This is a genomic window from Streptomyces sp. NRRL F-5122 (genome assembly GCF_001507435.1).
Taxonomy (GTDB): domain Bacteria; phylum Actinomycetota; class Actinomycetes; order Streptomycetales; family Streptomycetaceae; genus Streptomyces; species Streptomyces lannensis.
The window spans coordinates 90,688-107,988 of record NZ_LMWH01000183.1 but is presented as its reverse complement, the minus strand read 5'-3'; the positions used below and the strand labels follow the sequence as shown (position 1 = coordinate 107,988).

12 protein-coding genes are annotated in these 17,301 nt (G+C 71.8%); 7 read left to right on the top strand and 5 right to left on the bottom strand.

Annotated elements, in window-relative coordinates; genetic code table 11:
- Positions 1–127: 127 nt before the first annotated feature.
- From ADL25_RS19215 to ADL25_RS19200, 4 genes are read right to left on the bottom strand one after another with little or no spacing between them, the layout of a single operon-like run.
- The gene (locus ADL25_RS19215) at positions 128–1,921 is read right to left on the bottom strand and encodes an ABC transporter ATP-binding protein (RefSeq protein WP_059128998.1); all 1,794 of its coding nucleotides are present in this window, start codon (positions 1,919–1,921) and stop codon (positions 128–130) included.
- Between the two features lie 11 nt (positions 1,922–1,932).
- Positions 1,933–3,651: an ABC transporter ATP-binding protein gene (locus ADL25_RS19210; protein WP_059128997.1), complete on the bottom strand. Its 1,719-nt coding sequence runs from the start codon at positions 3,649–3,651 to the stop codon at positions 1,933–1,935.
- The gene (locus ADL25_RS19205) at positions 3,648–5,555 is read right to left on the bottom strand and encodes an ABC transporter ATP-binding protein (RefSeq protein ID WP_079050463.1); all 1,908 of its coding nucleotides are present in this window, start codon (positions 5,553–5,555) and stop codon (positions 3,648–3,650) included. The genes ADL25_RS19210 and ADL25_RS19205 overlap by 4 nt, the downstream gene beginning before the upstream one ends.
- Positions 5,552–7,411: an ABC transporter ATP-binding protein gene (locus ADL25_RS19200; protein WP_059128996.1), complete on the bottom strand. Its 1,860-nt coding sequence runs from the start codon at positions 7,409–7,411 to the stop codon at positions 5,552–5,554. The genes ADL25_RS19205 and ADL25_RS19200 overlap by 4 nt, the downstream gene beginning before the upstream one ends.
- A 205-nt stretch (positions 7,412–7,616) precedes the next feature.
- On the opposite strand from ADL25_RS19200, the gene ADL25_RS19195 reads away from it, so the two are divergent.
- Genes ADL25_RS19195 through ADL25_RS19180 form a run of 4 tightly spaced genes read left to right on the top strand, consistent with a single transcriptional unit; the run spans position 7,617 to position 11,248 of the window.
- Complete coding sequence (locus tag ADL25_RS19195) at positions 7,617–8,528, top strand: ABC transporter ATP-binding protein (RefSeq protein WP_059128995.1); 912 nt, start codon at positions 7,617–7,619, stop codon at positions 8,526–8,528.
- Complete coding sequence (locus ADL25_RS19190) at positions 8,525–9,289, top strand: ABC transporter permease (RefSeq protein ID WP_059128994.1); 765 nt, start codon at positions 8,525–8,527, stop codon at positions 9,287–9,289. The genes ADL25_RS19195 and ADL25_RS19190 overlap by 4 nt, the downstream gene beginning before the upstream one ends.
- A 29-nt stretch (positions 9,290–9,318) precedes the next feature.
- On the top strand, positions 9,319–10,623 hold the full coding sequence (locus tag ADL25_RS19185) for a sensor histidine kinase (protein WP_079050461.1): 1,305 nt from the start codon (positions 9,319–9,321) through the stop codon (positions 10,621–10,623).
- Positions 10,613–11,248, top strand: coding sequence for a response regulator (locus ADL25_RS19180; protein WP_059128993.1), 636 nt, complete (start codon positions 10,613–10,615; stop codon positions 11,246–11,248). The genes ADL25_RS19185 and ADL25_RS19180 overlap by 11 nt, the downstream gene beginning before the upstream one ends.
- Before the next feature lie 37 nt (positions 11,249–11,285).
- On the opposite strand, the gene glgX is transcribed toward ADL25_RS19180, so the two are convergent.
- Positions 11,286–13,547 (bottom strand): glycogen debranching protein GlgX, encoded by a 2,262-nt coding sequence (gene glgX, locus ADL25_RS19175; protein WP_059128992.1) that lies wholly within the window; start codon positions 13,545–13,547, stop codon positions 11,286–11,288.
- A 200-nt stretch (positions 13,548–13,747) separates the two neighbouring features.
- Between glgX and ADL25_RS19170 the strand changes: the two genes are divergently transcribed.
- From ADL25_RS19170 to ADL25_RS19160, 3 genes are all read left to right on the top strand, one after another.
- Positions 13,748–14,953, top strand: coding sequence for a L,D-transpeptidase (locus ADL25_RS19170; protein ID WP_079050460.1), 1,206 nt, complete (start codon positions 13,748–13,750; stop codon positions 14,951–14,953).
- Between the two features lie 190 nt (positions 14,954–15,143).
- Positions 15,144–16,385, top strand: a complete 1,242-nt coding sequence (locus ADL25_RS19165; RefSeq protein ID WP_059128990.1) for a L,D-transpeptidase — start codon at positions 15,144–15,146, stop codon at positions 16,383–16,385.
- Between the two features lie 85 nt (positions 16,386–16,470).
- Positions 16,471–17,238: an enoyl-CoA hydratase/isomerase family protein gene (locus ADL25_RS19160; RefSeq protein WP_059128989.1), complete on the top strand. Its 768-nt coding sequence runs from the start codon at positions 16,471–16,473 to the stop codon at positions 17,236–17,238.
- The last annotated feature ends 63 nt before the right edge of the window (positions 17,239–17,301 follow it).

Sequence of the window (17,301 nt, the reverse complement as noted above, 5' to 3'; positions counted from 1 at the left end):
AGCGTGCCAGGGGAGTGCGCTTTCTGTCAGGAGCGCGTCAAGAACTTGTCCGGAAATGGTTCGTTGGGTGAAAGGTCACGTTCGGTATACGGACTGTTCGACCGATCCCGGTGCGCGGACCGTCCCCTCAGGCAGGCGTCGGCCGCTCCCCGTGCCAGGAGCGCCACAGCGCGGCGTACGCTCCGTCGGCCGCCACCAGTTCGTCGTGCGAGCCCAGTTCGGCCAGCCGGCCGTCCTCCATCACGGCCACCCGGTCCGCGTCGTGCGCGGTGTGCAGCCGGTGCGCGACGGCGATGACGGTTCTGCCCTCGAGCACCGCGGCCAGGGCGCGCTCGGTGTGGCGTGCGGTGCTCGGGTCCAGGAGCGCCGTCGCCTCGTCGAGGATCAGGGTGTGCGGATCCGCCAGGACCACCCGGGCCAGGGCGAGTTGCTGCGCCTGGGAGCCGTCCGTGGCGAGGCTCCCTCCCGGGCGATCGTCACCGGAGCCCGGCGAGTGGCCGCCCGGTTCCAGCGCCGTGTCCAGGCCCTCCGGCAGGTCCCGCACCCAGCCGTCGGCGCCGACGGCGGCCAGGGCGGCCCACAGGCTCCCGTCCGTGGCGGACGGATCGGCGATCCGCAGGTTGTCGCGGACGGTGCCCAGGAAGACGTGGTGCTCCTGGGTGACGAGGACGACCTGGCGGCGCAGTCGTTCGGGGCCGAGACCGGCGATCGGCACCCCGCCGACGGTCACCGAGCCCGCTCCGGGCGCGTCGACGCCGGCCAGCAGCCTGCTCAATGTGGTCTTCCCGGCGCCCGAGGGGCCGACGACCGCCAGCCGCTCCCCGGGCCGCACGGTCAGGTCCACCCCGCGCAGCACCTCGCTCCCGCGGTCGTAGGAGTAGCGGACCCCGCGCACATCGATCCGGTCGTCCGCCGGGCCGGGACCGTCGCCGTCCGGCGCGGAGCGCGGGGACCGGGCCAGTCCCTCCACCCGGGCGAAGGAGGCGCCGCTGCTCTGCAACTGCTCGACGCGCACCAGGATCTGGTCGAGCGGTTCGGCGAACTGCCGCAGATAGAGCGAGGCCGCCACCACCGCCCCGAGGCTCATGGCCCCGTGCGCGTGCAGCACCCCGCCGACCAGCAGCACGCCCGCGACCGGGAGGATGTACGACACCTCCACCACCGGAAAGAACACGGTGCGCAGGTGGAGCGTGTACATCCGGGTACGCCGTGAGGTCTCCAGCGCCTCGTGGCTCGCGGCGGTCCGCCGCTCCTGGAGCCCGAACGCCTCGACCGCGCGGGCACCGGTCGCGGTGGCCGCGAGGATCTCCGCGACCTCCGAGGTCGCCGCGCCCTCGGCCAGATAACCGTCCCGGGCTCGGCGCAGATACCAGCGCAGCGCGAACCGGACGGGCACGATCCCGAGGATCCCGACGGCGCCCAGCAGAGGATCGAGCACGAACACCGCACCGAGCACGAACGCCGCGTGCACGGTGTTGATCAGCAACTCGGGACCGGCGTCGCGCAGGGTGGTGCCCACGGCGGACACATCAGCGGTGCCACGGGCCGTCAGATCGCCGGTGCCGGCCCGTTCCACCACGGAAGCGGGCAGCGCGAGGGCCCGGTCGACGAACTCCTCGCGCACGCGTGCGAGCGTCCGCTCCCCGAAGCGGTGCCCCACGTACCGGGCCCAGCGGGCCAGCAGCAGCTGTGCCAGCGAGCACAGCAGGATGGCGAGTGCCATCCGGTCCACGGCACCGACACCGTGCCCGGCCTTGACCTCGTCGACGATGCGGCCGACCAGCCACGGCCCGACGAGCCCGGCGCCGGCCGCCGCCGCGTTCAGGGCCAGTGCGGCGCCGAAGGCGCGGGCGTCGGCCCGCACAAGGCGTGCGGCGGCGCGCCGCACGTCCGCCGGCTCCGCGATCGGCAGCCGGCCCATGGCCTTCGTGGTCAACGCACGGCCTCCTCGGCGTCCGCGTCCCGCGCCACCAGCGCCCGGTAGCCGGGGTCCGCCGCGAGGAGGTCACGATGGCTGCCGGTGGCCGCGACCTTTCCGTCGACCAGGAAATGCACCGTGTCCGCACGGTCCAGGACGAGCGGCGAGGTGGTGGTGACGACGGTGGTGCGCCCGTTGCGGGCGGCGCTCAGCCGGTCGGCCACCACCGCCTCGGTGTGGGCGTCGAGCGCCGAGGTGGGTTCCACCGCGAGCAGCACCTCGGGGTCGGCCAGCAGTGCCCGTACCAGCCGTACACGCTGGCGCTGGCCGCCGGAGAGGCTGCGGCCCTGCGCGGCCACCTGCGTGTCGAGACCCTCGGGCAGGCCGAGCACGATGTCGTCGGCGGCGGCCGCGTGGACCGCTCGCTCGATGTCGTGCTCGTCGCGGTCCCGGCGTCCGCTCACCAGCTCGCGCAGCGGTCCGGCGAACAGGTCGGCCTCGTGGTCGGCGACCAGGATCCGTTCGCGCACCTGCGCCAGGGCGATCCCGTCCAGCCGGGATCCGCCCCAGGTCGCCTCGGACGGGACGTAGCGGCCCAGCCGGTCGACTACGGCCCTCGCGTCGGCGGACCGGGCGGCGGCCAGCGCCGTCAACCGGCCCGGCGGCACCCGCACACCGGACTCCGGGTCGTGCAGGACCGAGGGTTCGGCGGGCGCGTCCGCGGAGCCGTCGTCCGCCACGGGTTCGAGACGCAGCAGCCCGACGACGCGGCGGGCGGCCACCACGCCCCGGCTGAGCTGGTAACCGCACTCGATGAAGAACGCCACCGGGCCCACCAGGACGGCGACATAGCCGTACACCGACACGAGCTCGCCCACGGTGATGTCGCCGCGCGCGGCCAGCCGGGCCGCCAGCCAGGTCACCACCGCGAGGAACAACGTCGGCAGCCCCACGCCGAGTGCCTGGATCCAGCTCGTCACCGCCCCCACCCGGTAGCCCTGCTCGCGCAGCCGCTGCGAGTCCCGACGGAAGGCGTCGGCGAACAGACCCTTGCCGCCCAGGCCGTTGAGGACGCGCAGACCGCCCGCGAGATCGCCGATCCGCGCGGTCAGCACACCCTGCCGCTCGCGGTAGCGCGCCTCCGCCCCCTGAAGCCGCACTGTCAGCGGTCCCACCAGCAGGGCGATCAGCGGGACGCCGAGCAGGACCACGACGGCGAGCTGCAGGGACACCGACAGCAGCAGTCCGGCGATCACCGCGTAGGCGACGACCGCCCCGACACCCGGTCCGACGAAGGTCAGGGACTGGCTGATCGTCTGCACGTCGCCCACCCCGATCGTGACCACCTCCCCGGCCCCTGCACGTCCGGGCAGCGCCGCCCCGAGCCGGACGGCCTGCCCCAGCACGACCTTGACCGTGCGGAAGTTGGCGTCCATCCGCACCCGGGTCATCGTGCGGTGCCGCATGATGCTCAGCCAGGCGTTGAACGACCCCACCACGAACAGCGCCACGGTCCACCCGCACAGCGCGCCCATGTCGCCCGGCTCCAGGCCGTCGTCGATCGCGCGGGCCATGAGGTACGGCGTCGCGGCCAGCAGCACCATCCACGCAGTGCCCAGCAGCGCCCCGGCGGCGCACCGGCCCGGCTGACGGCTCACCAGCCACCACAGGTACCACCAGCCGCCGCGGTGGTCGGGCGTCCCGGGATCCTCGTACGCGTCGACGCCCCTCACGCGAGACTGTCCCGCCAGGCCCGGTGCAGGTCCGCGAACCGGCCCGTGCCCGCGATGAGCGCGGCCGGGCTGCCGTCCTCGACGACACGGCCGTCCTCCATGACCAGCACACGGTCCGCGATCTCCACCGTCGACAGCCGGTGCGCGATTACGACGGCCGTGCGCCCCCGCAGCACCGTCACCATCGCCCGCTGGACGGCCCGTTCACCGGGGATGTCCAGGGAACTGGTCGCCTCGTCGAGGATCAGGACGGCCGGGTCGGCGAGCAACGCGCGGGCGAACGCGACGAGCTGCCGCTGCCCCGCCGAGATCCGGCCACCGCGTTTGCGTACATCTGTGTCGTAGCCCTCGGGCAGTGCGCTGATGAAGTCGTGCGCGCCGATGGCCTTGGCCGCCTGCTCGATCTCCTCCCGGGTCGCGTCGGGGCGGCCGATCGCGATGTTCTCGGCGACCGTGCCCGAGAAGAGGAACGCCTCCTGGGTCACCATCACCACCCCACGCCGCAGCTCGGCCAGGCCGAGGTCGCGCAGGTCCGTGCCGTCCAGCAGGACCCGTCCGTCGGAGGGGTCGTAGAAGCGGGCGAGGAGCTTGGCGAGCGTGGACTTACCGGCACCGGTCGCGCCGACGACCGCGACGGTCCGGCCGGCGGGCAGCGTCAGCGAGAAGCGGGGGAGCACCTCGGCTCCCGTGCGGTACGCGAAGCGCACGTCCTCGAACACGACTTCACGTCCGGGCAGTTCGCCCTCGAGCGGTGGGAGCTGCGCGGGCGCGGACGGTTCGGGCACCGTGGGAACCTGAGCCAGCAGCCCCGCGATCTTCTCCATCGAGGCCGCCGCCGACTGGTAGGCGTTGAGGAACATGCCGAGCCGGTCGATGGGATCGTACAGACGCCGCAGGTACAGGACCGCGGCCGCCAGCACACCGAGCTCCAGCGAGCCCTCCGCCACCCGGTAGGCGCCCCACAGCACGATTCCGGCGACGGCCGTGTTGGCGATCAGCCGGGAGCCGACGACATAGCGGGCCATCTCCAGGAGCGCGTCGCCGTTGGTCCGGGCGTGCCGCTCGTTGAGGACGCGGAAGCCGGCGTCGTTGGCCGCCTCGCGCCGGAACGCGCGCACCGGTCTGATGCCGTTCATCGTCTCGGCGAACTTCACGATCACCGCGGCGATGGCCGTCGACCGACGGCGGAAGATCCGCCCGGCCCGGCGCTGGTAGAGCCGTACGAGCCAGTAGAGCGGCACCAGCGACGCCACGGCCACCGCGCCAAGGCCGAGGTCCAGCCACAGCAGCAGCGCCGAGATGTAGACGAACGACAGGACGACCGTGACCAGTTCCTGCAGTCCCTCGGCGAGCAGTTCGCGCAGCGACTCGACGTCCGTGGTGGACCGCGAGATCAGTCGGCCGGAGGTGTAGCGCTCGTGGAAGTCGACGCTGAGCGCCTGCGCGTGACGGAAGATCCGGCCGCGCAGATCGAGCAGTACGTCCTGGTTCACACGGGCGGAGACGACGATGAACAGGTACTGGAGCCCGCCCGCGGTCGCTGCGGCCAGCAGATAGGCGACCGCCACCGCGATCAGCGGCCCGTGGTCGTGGTCCCTCAGCGCCGGTACCGCGTGGTCGATCGCGTACGCCACCAGCAGCGGGCCCACCTGCACGGCGGCCTGCTGAAGCAGGAGCAGCACACAGGTCAGCACGACCTGGGGCCTGAGCGGCGCGAGCAGCGACCGCAGCAGCAGGGCAGTGGCGCCCGGGGGCGCCGGGAGGGTGTCGTGGTCGAAGGGGTCGTCGGAGGCGGCGGACGGCGGTTTTGGCCGGTACCCGTCCAGGTCCTGGCCGTGCGGCGCGTCCGCTCGGGGTCCTTCCTGCTCGGACGACGCAGAGAGCTTGGGGGCGGGCGCGGTCATCGGGCCTCCTCGCATTCCTCGTCCTGGGAATCTCCGGACATCAGATGGGCGTACTCGGCGTTCGTGCGCAGCAGTTCATGGTGGGTGCCGACGGCGGTGATACGGCCGCCGGAGAGCAGAGCGACGCGGTCGGCCAGCAGGACCGTGGACGGGCGGTGGGCCACGACCAGGGCGGTCGTCCCTTCGAGGACCCGGCGAAGGGCCGCCTCGACCGCGGCCTCCGTGTGCACGTCGAGGGCGGAGAGGGGGTCGTCCAGGACGAGGAAGCGGGGGCTGCCGACGACCGCGCGGGCCAGGGCGAGGCGCTGCCGCTGGCCGCCCGAGAGGCTGAGCCCTTGCTCGCCCACCTGGGTCCGCGTGCCCTGGGGGAGTGCGTGGGCGAAGTCGGCCTGTGCGATGCCGAGGGCCTGCTCGAGGTCCTGCTCGCCGGCGGTGTCCGGGGCGCCCATCAGGACGTTGTCGCCGACGGTGGCGGAGAAGAGGGTCGGTTCCTCGAAGGCGACGGCCACGAGTTCGCGCAGAGTGGCCCGGGGCATGGCGGTGATGTCCCGGCCGTCCAGCGTGATCCTGCCGGAGGTGACCTCGTGCAGTCGGGGGATGAGGGCGGTGAGGGTGGTCTTGCCGCTGCCCGTGGCCCCGACGAGGGCCATGGTCTCGCCCGGGCGGATATGGAGGTCGATGCGGTCGAGGACCGCGGGGGAGCCGGGCGGGGCGTCCGGGTAGCGGAACCGGACGTCGTCGAACCGGAGTCCGTCCGGTGCGGTGAGGACCGCTCCGGCGGGTTCGGGGCGGGCGCCTTCAGGCGCCGGGCCGCGCGGCCCGGTCCCGGCCGGTGACGGCTCCGGGACGCCGGCCCCGGCGGACTCCGGTTCCTCGCCCATCACCTCGAAGTACCGCTCCGTCGCAGTCGCCGCCTCCTGGCTCATCGCCAGCAGGAACCCGATCGAGTCCACCGGCCACCGCAACGCCAGCGCCGTGGACAGAAAGGCCACCAGCGTCCCCGCGGACAGGCCGCCGTCCGCCACCTGGACCGTCCCCAGCACCAGCGCCGCCCCGATGGCGAGCTCCGGCAGGGTGACGATGACCGCCCAGATCGACGCCAGCAGCCGTGCCTTGGCCAGTTCCGTGCCGCGCAGCGTCCGCGACAGCTCCCGGAAGGTGCGTGCCTGGCTGCGGTGCCGCCCGAACCCCTTGATGATGCGGATACCGAGGACGCTCTCCTCGACCACGGTGGTCAGATCGCCCACCTGGTCCTGGGCCTGCCGCGCCACCTCGGCGTACCGCCGCTCGAAGAGCGCGCACATCACGACGACCGGGATGCCCGGGCCGAGGATCACCAGCCCGAGCGTCCAGTCCTGGAGCAGCATGATGATCACGCCCACCAGGATGGTCACGCCATTGACCAGGAGGAAGGTCAGGGGAAAGGCGAGGAACTGACGCAGCAGCATCAGATCGGTCGTGGCACGCGAGAGCAGCTGCCCCGACGCCCAGCGGTCGTGGAAGGCGATCGGCAACCGCTGCAGATGCCGGTACAGGTCCGCCCGCATGTCCGCCTCGACCCGGGACAGCGGGCGGGCCACCAGCCACCGCCGTATCCCGAACAGCACCGCCTCGGCGATCCCGAGCAGCAGCAGGTACAGCGCGCCGAGCCACACCCCCGCCGGATCCCGGTCGGCCACCGGCCCGTCCACGAGCCACTTGAGGACCAGCGGGATCACCAGGCCGACGCACGACGCGACGATCGCGACGAACGCGGCGGTGAACAGCCGCACCCGCACCGGTCGCACATACGGCCACAGGCGCAGCAGGGTGCGCACGGCGGAGCGGTCCTTGGGGGCTACACGTTGTGTGGGCATCAGGGGGAGCCTACGGACCGGCACCGACAGTGCCCAGCGAGTTTTGGCCGGACCCGGTCCGTCTGCGGTCCTACGACCTGCGTGTACGAGGAGTCGCCCGGTCCGTCGGCCGCCGGGTCGTACCCCTGCATCAACCGATCGGCTGATGCACCTTCGAGCGAGGCGGCCGATGTGCCGGACGGGCTCCGGCCGGGACCCTCGAGCCATGACCACGCATCCCGTCATCGAAGTCAGCGGACCGCGCAAGTCCTACGGGGGAAGGGCCGTCGTCGACGGCGTCACCTTCGCCGTGGAGGAGGGCGAGATCTTCGGAATCCTCGGCCCGAACGGCGCGGGCAAGACCACCACCGTCGAGTGCGTCGAGGGCCTCAGGACTCCCGACGAGGGACGGGTCCGGGTCGCCGGGCTCGATCCCGTCGCCGACCACGAGCAGGTCTCCCGGGTCCTCGGCGCCCAGCTCCAGCAGAGCGAACTGCAGGCCAAGATCACCGTGCGCGAGGCGCTGGAGCTGTACGCGTCCTTCTACCCGCACCCCGCCGACTGGCGCCCGCTCGCCGAGCACCTCGACATCACCGGACAGCTCACCGCCCGGTTCGGCAAACTCAGCGGCGGCCAGAAACAGCGCCTGTTCATCGCGCTCGCCCTCATCGGCAACCCGAGGGTGGTCGTCCTCGACGAGCTCACCACCGGACTCGACCCGCGAGCCCGCCGCGACACCTGGCGGCTGATCGAGGACGTACGGGGGAACGGCGTCACCGTCCTGCTCGTCACGCACTTCATGGAGGAGGCGCAGCGGCTCTGCGACCGGATCGCGGTCATCGACAAGGGCCGGATCGCCGCCCTGGACACCCCGGCCGGACTGATCCGCCGGGCGTCCGGTTCCACGGTCATCAGCTTCACCCCGTCGGCGCCGCTGGACGAGGACGAACTTCAGGCGCTGCCGGCGCTCGCGTCCGTCGCCCACAAGGACGGCCGGATCACGCTCGCCGGCACCGACGAGACCGTCAACGCGGTCATCTCCCTGCTCGCCCGGCAGCACATCACCGCCCATCAACTCCGCGTCACCGACGCCACGCTGGACGACGCGTTCCTGGACCTGACGGAGGCCTCGGCATGAGCACCTCGACCCTTTCCACGGCGCGTCCGCGGGCGGCCGTCCTGCGCACGGAGGTACGGCTCTTCCGCCGCGAACCCGGCGGCATCTTCTGGATCCTGATGTTCCCCACGCTGCTGCTGGTGATCCTCGGTTCCATCCCGGCCTTCAGGGAGAGCGACAAGTCCCTCGGCGGCCTCAGGCTCGTGGATCTGTACGTCCCCGTGGTGGTCCTGGTCGCCATGATCACCGCCGGGGTGCAGTCCATGCCGCAGGCCCTCACCGGCTACCGCGAGCGCGGCATCCTGCGCCGTATGTCCACCACGCCCGTGCGGCCCTCGTCACTGCTGTCCGCGCAGATGCTGGTGCACGGACTGGCCGTCCTCGTCTCCACGCTGCTCGCGCTCGCCGTGGGCCGGCTCGTCTTCGACGTGCGTCTGCCGGAGCAACTCGCCGGATACGTCCTAGCCCTGGTCCTGGCCGTCCTCGCCGCCATCGCGCTGGGTTCGGTGGTCTCGGCCGTCTCCCGTACGACGAAGATCGCGGGTGCGATCGGGTCCGCCGTGTACTTCCCGATGATGTTCTGCGCGGGGGTGTGGCTGCCGGTGCAGTCCATGCCGCACACACTGGCCCGGGTCGTGGAGCTGACCCCGTTCGGGGCGGCCGCCCGCGCGCTCGGCCAGGCGGCCTCCGGCGACTGGCCCGGCTGGGGCCACCTCGGCGTGCTCGCCGCGTGGACGGTGCTCCTGTCGGCCCTGGCCGCACGATGGTTTCGCTGGGAGTGAGGCCGGTACCCGCTGTGCAGACTGGTCGTATGACAGCCGAGACGCAACAGGTGCCGGGCATCGCCGTCGGTGCCTGGTCGGCCCCGGGGTCGGCCGCAGTGGAGCAGCGTTGGGCGGCCTGGCACCGGTGGGGACCGTACGGTCTCCTCGCCGGGGGGACCCTGACCTCGATCGTCTCCGCGGACGCGGTCGGCATGACCACCGGAGCCAGGTACGCGGCCGGTGCGATGGTGGCGGCGGCCCTCGTCCTGCAGTGGGTGTGGGGGAGGGTGTCCCGTGGGCGCACGGGACCTTCCCGGGCCGGCGCCGCCTACTACACCGTCCGCTGGGTGCTCGGCTTCGCCCTCAGCTGGCTCAATCCGTTCTTCGCCCTCTTCGCCGTCACGGGCTACTTCGGCGCCAACCGGCTGCTGCCGCAGCGCCTGGTGAAATACGGCCTTGTCGCCACCGCCGTCACGATGTCCGGTTCACAGGCCGGGGGAATGCCGCCGCGGGGCGGGGTCGGCTGGCTCGGCTTCGGGGTGCTGCTCGGCGTCAACCTCGCCCTGCTCGCCGTCTTCGCCCGCATCGCGGCGCACGAGGACGAACGCGCTCGTGTGCAGAGCGACACCATCGCCGAACTCGAGCGCACCAATGCGGCCCTGAAGCAGGCCCTCGACGAGAACGCGGCCCTTCACGCCCAACTCCTCGTCCAGGCCAGGGAAGCCGGGGTCGCCGACGAGCGCCGGCGCCTCGCCGCCGAGATCCACGACACCATCGCTCAGGGCCTGACCGGGATCATCGCGCAGCTCCAGGTGGTCGCGGGTGCCTGCGACCTCACAGTGGCCCGCACCCATCTCGACCGGGCCGCCGCGCTCGCCCGGCACAGCCTCGGCGAGGCCCGCCGCTCCGTCCACAACCTCGCCCCCGTCGACCTGGAGCACGCCGGGCTGCCCGAGGCCCTGGAGAAGACGGTCGCCCAGTGGGGCGAACGGACCGGAGTGGGGGCCCGGTTCACGGTCACGGGCACCGCGGTGCCGCTCCACGACGAGGTGTCCGCCACGCTGCTGCGTATCGCGCAGGAGGCACTCTCCAACACCTCCCGTCACGCCTGCGCCACCCGCGTCGGAGTCACGCTCAGCTTCATGGGTGACGAGGTGAGCCTCGACATCCGCGACGACGGCCGCGGTTTCGATCCGCACCGGCTCCCGGAACGCACCGGCACGAGGGGCTTCGGACTCGACGGCATGCGGGCCCGTGCCGAGCGCATCGCGGGCTCCCTCGTCCTCGAGTCGGAGCCGGGACAGGGCACGGCGGTCTCGGCTCGCGTACCGTTGGTGGGCGATGACCGATGACGCGACCGTCTCCCTGCTGATCGTCGACGACCATCCCGTCGTTCGGGACGGGCTGCGCGGCATGTTCGAGAACGCCCCCGGGTTCCGTGTCCTGGGCGAGGCGTCGGGCGGTGTGGAGGCGGTGGCCCTGGCCTCCGGACTCGACCCGGACGTCATCCTGATGGATCTGCGGATGCCGGGCGGCGGCGGGGTGGAGGCCATAGCCACGCTCACCCGCTCGGGCGCCCGCGCGAAGATCCTGGTCCTGACGACGTACGACACCGACTCGGACACCCTGCCCGCCATCGAGGCGGGCGCGACGGGCTATCTGCTCAAGGACGCGCCGCGCGACGAACTCTTCACCGCGGTACGGGCCGCGGCCGAGGGCCGCACGGTGCTGTCCCCGGCGGTGGCCTCCCGGCTGGTCTCGGCGGTGCGCGCCCCCGGGAACGAGCCGCTCTCCGTCCGCGAACGCGAAGTGCTGGCGCTCGTGGCCAAGGGCACGTCCAACCGCGAGATCGCCCGGGTGCTGTTCATCAGCGAGGCCACGGTGAAGACCCATCTGACGCATCTCTACGCCAAACTGGGCGTGAAGGACCGGGCGGCGGCGGTGGCGGTGGCCTACGACCGCGGAATCCTGGGCTAGGGCCGGTCCTTCCGGTCGGCCAGGTGACGGGACGCCCTCACTCCGAGACCCGCAGCAGCAGCACCGCCCGCGCCGGCACCGTGACCGTCGTACCCGCCCGGTGCACCGTCTGCGGTGGCAGAGTCTGCTCCTCGCGGGAGGTGTCCACGACCAGTTCGTAACGTTGCGCCCACGGCGGTCCCGGCAGCACGAAGGCCGTCGGGCGGTCCCCGGCGTGCAGCACCGCAAGGAAGCTGTCGTCCACCACCGGGGCGCCCCGGGAGTCCCGGCCCGGGATGTCGCGGCCGGAGAGGTACATGCCCAGGGTGGCCGCGGGCGCGTACCAGTCGCGTTCGGTCATCTCCGCCCCGCGTGCGGTGAACCACGCCAGGTCCCGCAGACCGTCCGCCGAATGGGCCCGCCCGGAGAAGAACGCACGGCGGCGCAGCACCGGATGGCGGTGGCGCAGCTCGATCAGACGCGAGGTGAGGGCGAACAGCGCCCGCCAGCCCGGGTCCTGAAGCAGGCTCCAGTCCACCCAGCCGATCTCGTTGTCCTGGCAGTAGGCGTTGTTGTTCCCGCGCTGGGTGCGGCCCATCTCGTCGCCCGCCACCAGCATCGGCACCCCCGTCGACAGCAGCAGCGTGGTCAGCAGGTTCCGCAACTGCCGCCGCCGCAGGGTGCGTACCCGCTCGTCGTCGGTCTCGCCCTCCGCGCCGCAGTTCCAGGAGCGGTTGTCGTCGGAGCCGTCTCGGTTGCCCTCGCCGTTGGCCTCGTTGTGCTTGCGCTCGAACGACACCAGGTCGCGCAGTGTGAAACCGTCGTGCGCCGTCACGAAGTTGACCGACGCGTACGGCCGGCGGCCGCCCCATGCGTACAGGTCGCTGGAGCCGGACAGGCGGTAGCCCAGGTCCCGTACGTCCGGCAGCGCACCCCGCCAGAAGTCCCGTACGGCATTGCGGTAGCGGTCGTTCCACTCCGTCCACAGGGGTGGGAACGCGCCGACCTGGTATCCGCCGGACCCCACGTCCCACGGTTCCGCGATCAGTTTCACCCGGCGCAGCACCGGGTCCTGGGCGATCACCGCCAGGAACGGGGAGAGCATGTCGACGTCGTGCATGGACCTGGCGAGCGCCGCTGCGAGGTCGAAGCGGAAGCCGTCGACGCCCATCTCGGTCACCCAGTAGCGCAGGGAGTCGGTGATCAGCCGCAGGACGTGCGGCTGCACCACGTGCAGCGTGTTGCCGCAGCCCGTGTAGTCCGCGTACTGGCGGGCGTCCGACTGGAGGCGGTAGTAGCCGCGATTGTCGATGCCCTTGAGGGACAGCATCGGGCCGAGCTGGTCCGCCTCCGCCGTGTGGTTGTAGACGACGTCGAGGATGACCTCGATCCCCGCGGCGTGCAGCGCCCGCACCATCCGCTTGAACTCGCCGACCTGCTGGCCCGTCGTGCCGGAGGCCGCGTAGCCCGCGTGCGGGGCGAAGTAGCCGATCGAGTTGTATCCCCAGTAGTTCCTCAGGCCGCGCCGCAGCAGGTGGTCCTCGTGCGCGAACTGGTGGACCGGCAGCAGTTCCACGGCGGTCACGCCCAGCTTCACCAGGTGCTCGACGGCGGCCGGGTGCGCCAGACCGGCATAGGTGCCGCGTAGTTCCCCGGGGATGTCCGGGTGCAGCCGGGTGAAGCCGCGGACGTGCAACTCGTAGATCACCGAGTCCGCCCACGGCGTTTTCGGACGGTGGTCGTCCGCCCAGTCGTCGTCATCGTGCACGACCACGCCCTTGGGCACATGGGGTGCGGAGTCGCGTTCGTCGCGCACGGTGTCCGCCACCCGCTGGTCTGGCCAGTCCCGCACATGCCCGTACACCTCGGGTGGCAGGCCGAAGTCGCCGTCCACAGCGCGTGCATAGGGGTCGAGGAGGAGCTTGGCCGGGTTCCACCGCGCCCCGGTCCACGGGTCCCAACGGCCGTGCACCCGGTAGCCGTAGCGCTGTCCCGGCATCACGCCCGGTACGAAGCCGTGCCAGATCTCATGGGTCAGCTCGGTGAGCCGCACCCGCGTCTCGCGGCTCTCCACGCCCGCCCCGTCGAACAGGCACAGTTCGACCGCCTCGGCGCCGCCCGCCCACAGCGCGAAGTTGGTGCCCACGACCCCGTCCGGGCCCGCACGGAAGCGCGCCCCCAACGGCGTGGGCGCGCCCGGCCACACGGGCACGGGCAGCACCGGACGCCGACTGCCGTTCAGCACGGCGGCCGGGCGCACGGACCGCACCTCGTCCGCCCGCTCCCCCTGCACTGCCTCCCGCTCGGCTGCGCTCGACACCTGTAAGCCTCCCGCGGCTCGGTGGACGACGCGGAAATGGGCGCACGGCGTCCCGCCCTTTCCTGGCTTGTCCGCCTTCGACGCGCCCCTGCGGCTCACGGGCGCGGCTCGTCGTCGCGTCGTCCTCCCCCCTGTTCTGCCCAGAGCTTGGCTCGCACTCACGTTTCCCCAGGAGGGGCTGGGTCGTTGGAACCGTCGTGATGCACGTACAGACGCGCGCGTGGCGCGCAGGGGCCGTCCTCGCCACGGCACTGACCTGGGTGGCCCTCCTGGCCGGCTGCACTTCGAGCGGGGTAGGCGACGTGTTCGGCAGGCCTGCCGCGCCCGACGACGTCATCCGCGTCTCTCCCGACGACGGCAGCAGGGGCGTGCACGCCGGGGGGCGGCTGCGGGTCCGGGTGCCGAGCGGCCGTCTCGAGTCGGTGACCGTCGTCAGGTCCCAGGACGGCCAGGAGTTCCCGGTGCTCGGGCGTCTCTCCGCCGACGAGACGGTCTGGAAGCCCGACGACCCCCGGTTGGTCCTCGCCGCCGAGTACACGATCGACGCGGTGGCCCTCGACGGTGACGGCCGGCGTGTGGCCCGCCACGCCACCTTCACCACCTTTGTTCCCGACCGGCGCTTCGTCGGATACCTCATGCCGGAGAACCGCGCGACCGTGGGCACCGGAATGATCGTGTCCGTCCAGTTCAACCGGCAGATCGCGAATCGTGCCGCGGTCGAGCGGGCGATCCGCGTGACGGCCAGGCCGGCCGTCGAGATCCGTCCCCACTGGTTCGGCGACAAACGCCTCGACTTCCGGCCCCGGCAGTACTGGAGACCCGGCACCAGGGTGACCGTCGCGCTGCGGCTGCGTGATGTCGAGGGCGCGCCCGGGGCGTACGGACTGCAGTACAAGAACGTCTCGTTCACGGTCGGACGCAGTCAGGTCTCGCTCGTGGACGCGGCGGCGCACACGATGAAGGTCCGCCGCGACGGCAAGGTGGTCGCCACCGTGCCGATCACCGCGGGCGCTCCCAGAACCACCACGTACAACGGGAAGATGGTGGTGATGGAGATGCTCGCGGTCACGCGTATGAACAGCCGCACCGTCGGCTTCGGCGGCGAGTACGACATCCCCGACGTCCCGCACGCCATGCGCCTGACCGAGTCGGGCACCTTCGTCCACGGCAACTACTGGTCGCCCGACGCCCCCGGGCGCGTCAACGTCAGCCATGGGTGCGTCGGCCTGAAGGACGTCAGGGGCGGCGGGTCCGGCACCCCGGCGGGCTGGTTCTTCGACCACAGCCTCGTGGGCGACGTGATCGAGGTCGTCCACAGCGACGACAAGAAGGTGGCGCCCGACAACGGGCTGGGCGGCTGGAACATGAGCTGGGACGAGTGGAAGGCGGGCAGCGCGGTGTGGTAGTGCCGCATGGGGGCACACGGGGGGTGCGCGGCCCCTGGACGCGATGCGCCTGCGCGCGGCCCTGCTTTGGGACTGAACAGTGACAATCGCGGGGAGTCATCGGGGCAGGGGGTGTGATTAATTTGCGCAATGCGCGCGCGGGTCGCGCAGGAGTGCGGGCCTCAACAGGCCGTGCGAGGGGAGAAACAACGTGAACGGGCGACCGATATCGGGGGCGTCGGTTGGTGCGGGGAAGCGCGGACGGACGGGGGTCGTGGCGCTGATATGCGGTGCCCTCCTGCTCGCCGCCACCGCGTGCGGCGGAGGAGGGGGCTCGGACGCAGGAGCCGGGGACGCCAAGGCCGGGGACTCGACCAAGTCCGCCAGCAAGCAGTCCCAGGCCGTGGTCACCATAGCCCCGAAGAACGGGGCCAAGGCCGTGGACACCAGCGGTGCCCTCAAAGTGACGGCCGCCAAGGGCAAGTTGACCGAGGTCAAGGTGGAGGACGCCAAGGGCACGGAGGTCGCCGGGTCGATAACCGGCGAAGGCGCCACCTGGACGCCCGCCACCCACCTCGCCGCCGCCACCACGTACAAGGTCCACGCGGTCGCCAGGGACTCCGCGGGTCTCACCTCCGCGGAGGAGTCCTCGTTCACCACGCTCACCCCGAAGAACACCTTCATCGGCAACTTCCGGCCCGAGGACGGTTCCACCGTCGGTGTGGGCATGCCGTTCTCGATCCGCTTCACCCGGGGCATCACCCACCCGGCCGACGTCGAGAAGGCCATCACCATCAAGACCGAGCCGGCCGTCGACGTCCGCGGCCACTGGTTCGGCAACGACCGCCTCGACTTCCGGCCCGAGAACTACTGGCAGGCCGGCACCAAGGTCACCGTCCGCCTGAACCTCGACGGCGTCGAGGGCCGCCCCGGTGTGTACGGCAAGCAGGCCAAGACCGTGAACTTCACGATCGGCCGCAGCCAGGTCTCCACCGTCGACGCCAAGAGCCACAAGATGGTCGTCAAGCGCGACGGCAAGGTCCTCAAGACCCTCCCGGTGACCACCGGCAAGCCGGGCTACGACACCTGGAACGGCCAGATGGTCATCAGTGAACGCCTGGTCGTGACCCGGATGAACGGCGAGACCGTCGGCTACGGCGGCGAGTACGACATCAAGGACGTGCCGCACGCGCAGCGCCTGACCGACTCCGGCACCTTCATCCACGGCAACTACTGGGGTGGCGGCGCCTTCGGCAACTACAACGCGAGCCACGGCTGCGTGGGTCTGCGCGATGTGCGCGGCGGCTACGACAAGTCGGTGCCGGCCTCCTGGTTCTACAACAACTCGATGATCGGTGACGTCGTCGTCGTGAAGAACTCCAACGACAGGACGGTCGCGCCCGACAACGGACTCAACGGCTGGAACATGCCCTGGGACGAATGGATCAAGTAGCTCCGATCCGGTGACCCGGGCCCGTTGTGCCGCTGTGAGCGAGCACACCGGGCCCGTCGCCGTTAGTGGCCGTTAACCTTCCTGCATGACTGTGCATCTCGAAGTCGCCGAGGGCGTGGGCACCCTCCGTCTGGACCGCCCGCCCATGAACGCGCTGGACGTCGCCACCCAGGACCGGCTCAGGGAGCTCGCCGAGGAGCTCACGCGCCGCGAGGACGTGCGCGCCGTGATCATCCACGGTGGGGAGAAGGTGTTCGCCGCGGGTGCGGACATCAAGGAGATGCAGGGCATGGACCATGCCGCGATGGTCCTGCGCTCCCGCGCCCTGCAGGAATCCTTCACCGCGATCGCCCGCATCCCCAAGCCGGTCGTCGCCGCCGTCACGGGCTACGCCCTCGGCGGGGGCTGCGAGTTGGCGCTGTGCGCGGACTACCGCATCGCCGCCGAGAACGCGAAGCTGGGGCAGCCCGAGATCCTGCTCGGCCTGATTCCCGGTGCCGGCGGCACCCAGCGCCTTGCGCGTCTGATCGGCCCGTCCAGGGCGAAGGACCTGATCTTCACGGGCCGTATGGTGAAGGCGGACGAGGCGCTGCGACTCGGTCTGGTCGACCGGGTGGTGCCGGCCGAGGACGTGTACGCCAAGGCGCACGCCTGGGCGGCGAGACTGGCCCAGGGCCCGGCGATCGCGCTGCGCGCCGCCAAGGAAGCCGTCGACACGGGCCTGGAGACGGACATCGAGACGGGCCTCGCCGTGGAACGGACCTGGTTCGCCGGGCTGTTCGCGACCGAGGACCGCGAGCGCGGGATGCGCAGCTTCGTGGAAGAGGGCCCGGGCAAGGCGAAGTTCCTCTGATCCGGCCGTCACCGACCGTGCACGGCGGGCGACTTGGCAGTCAGAGATGAGAATCATTCATTA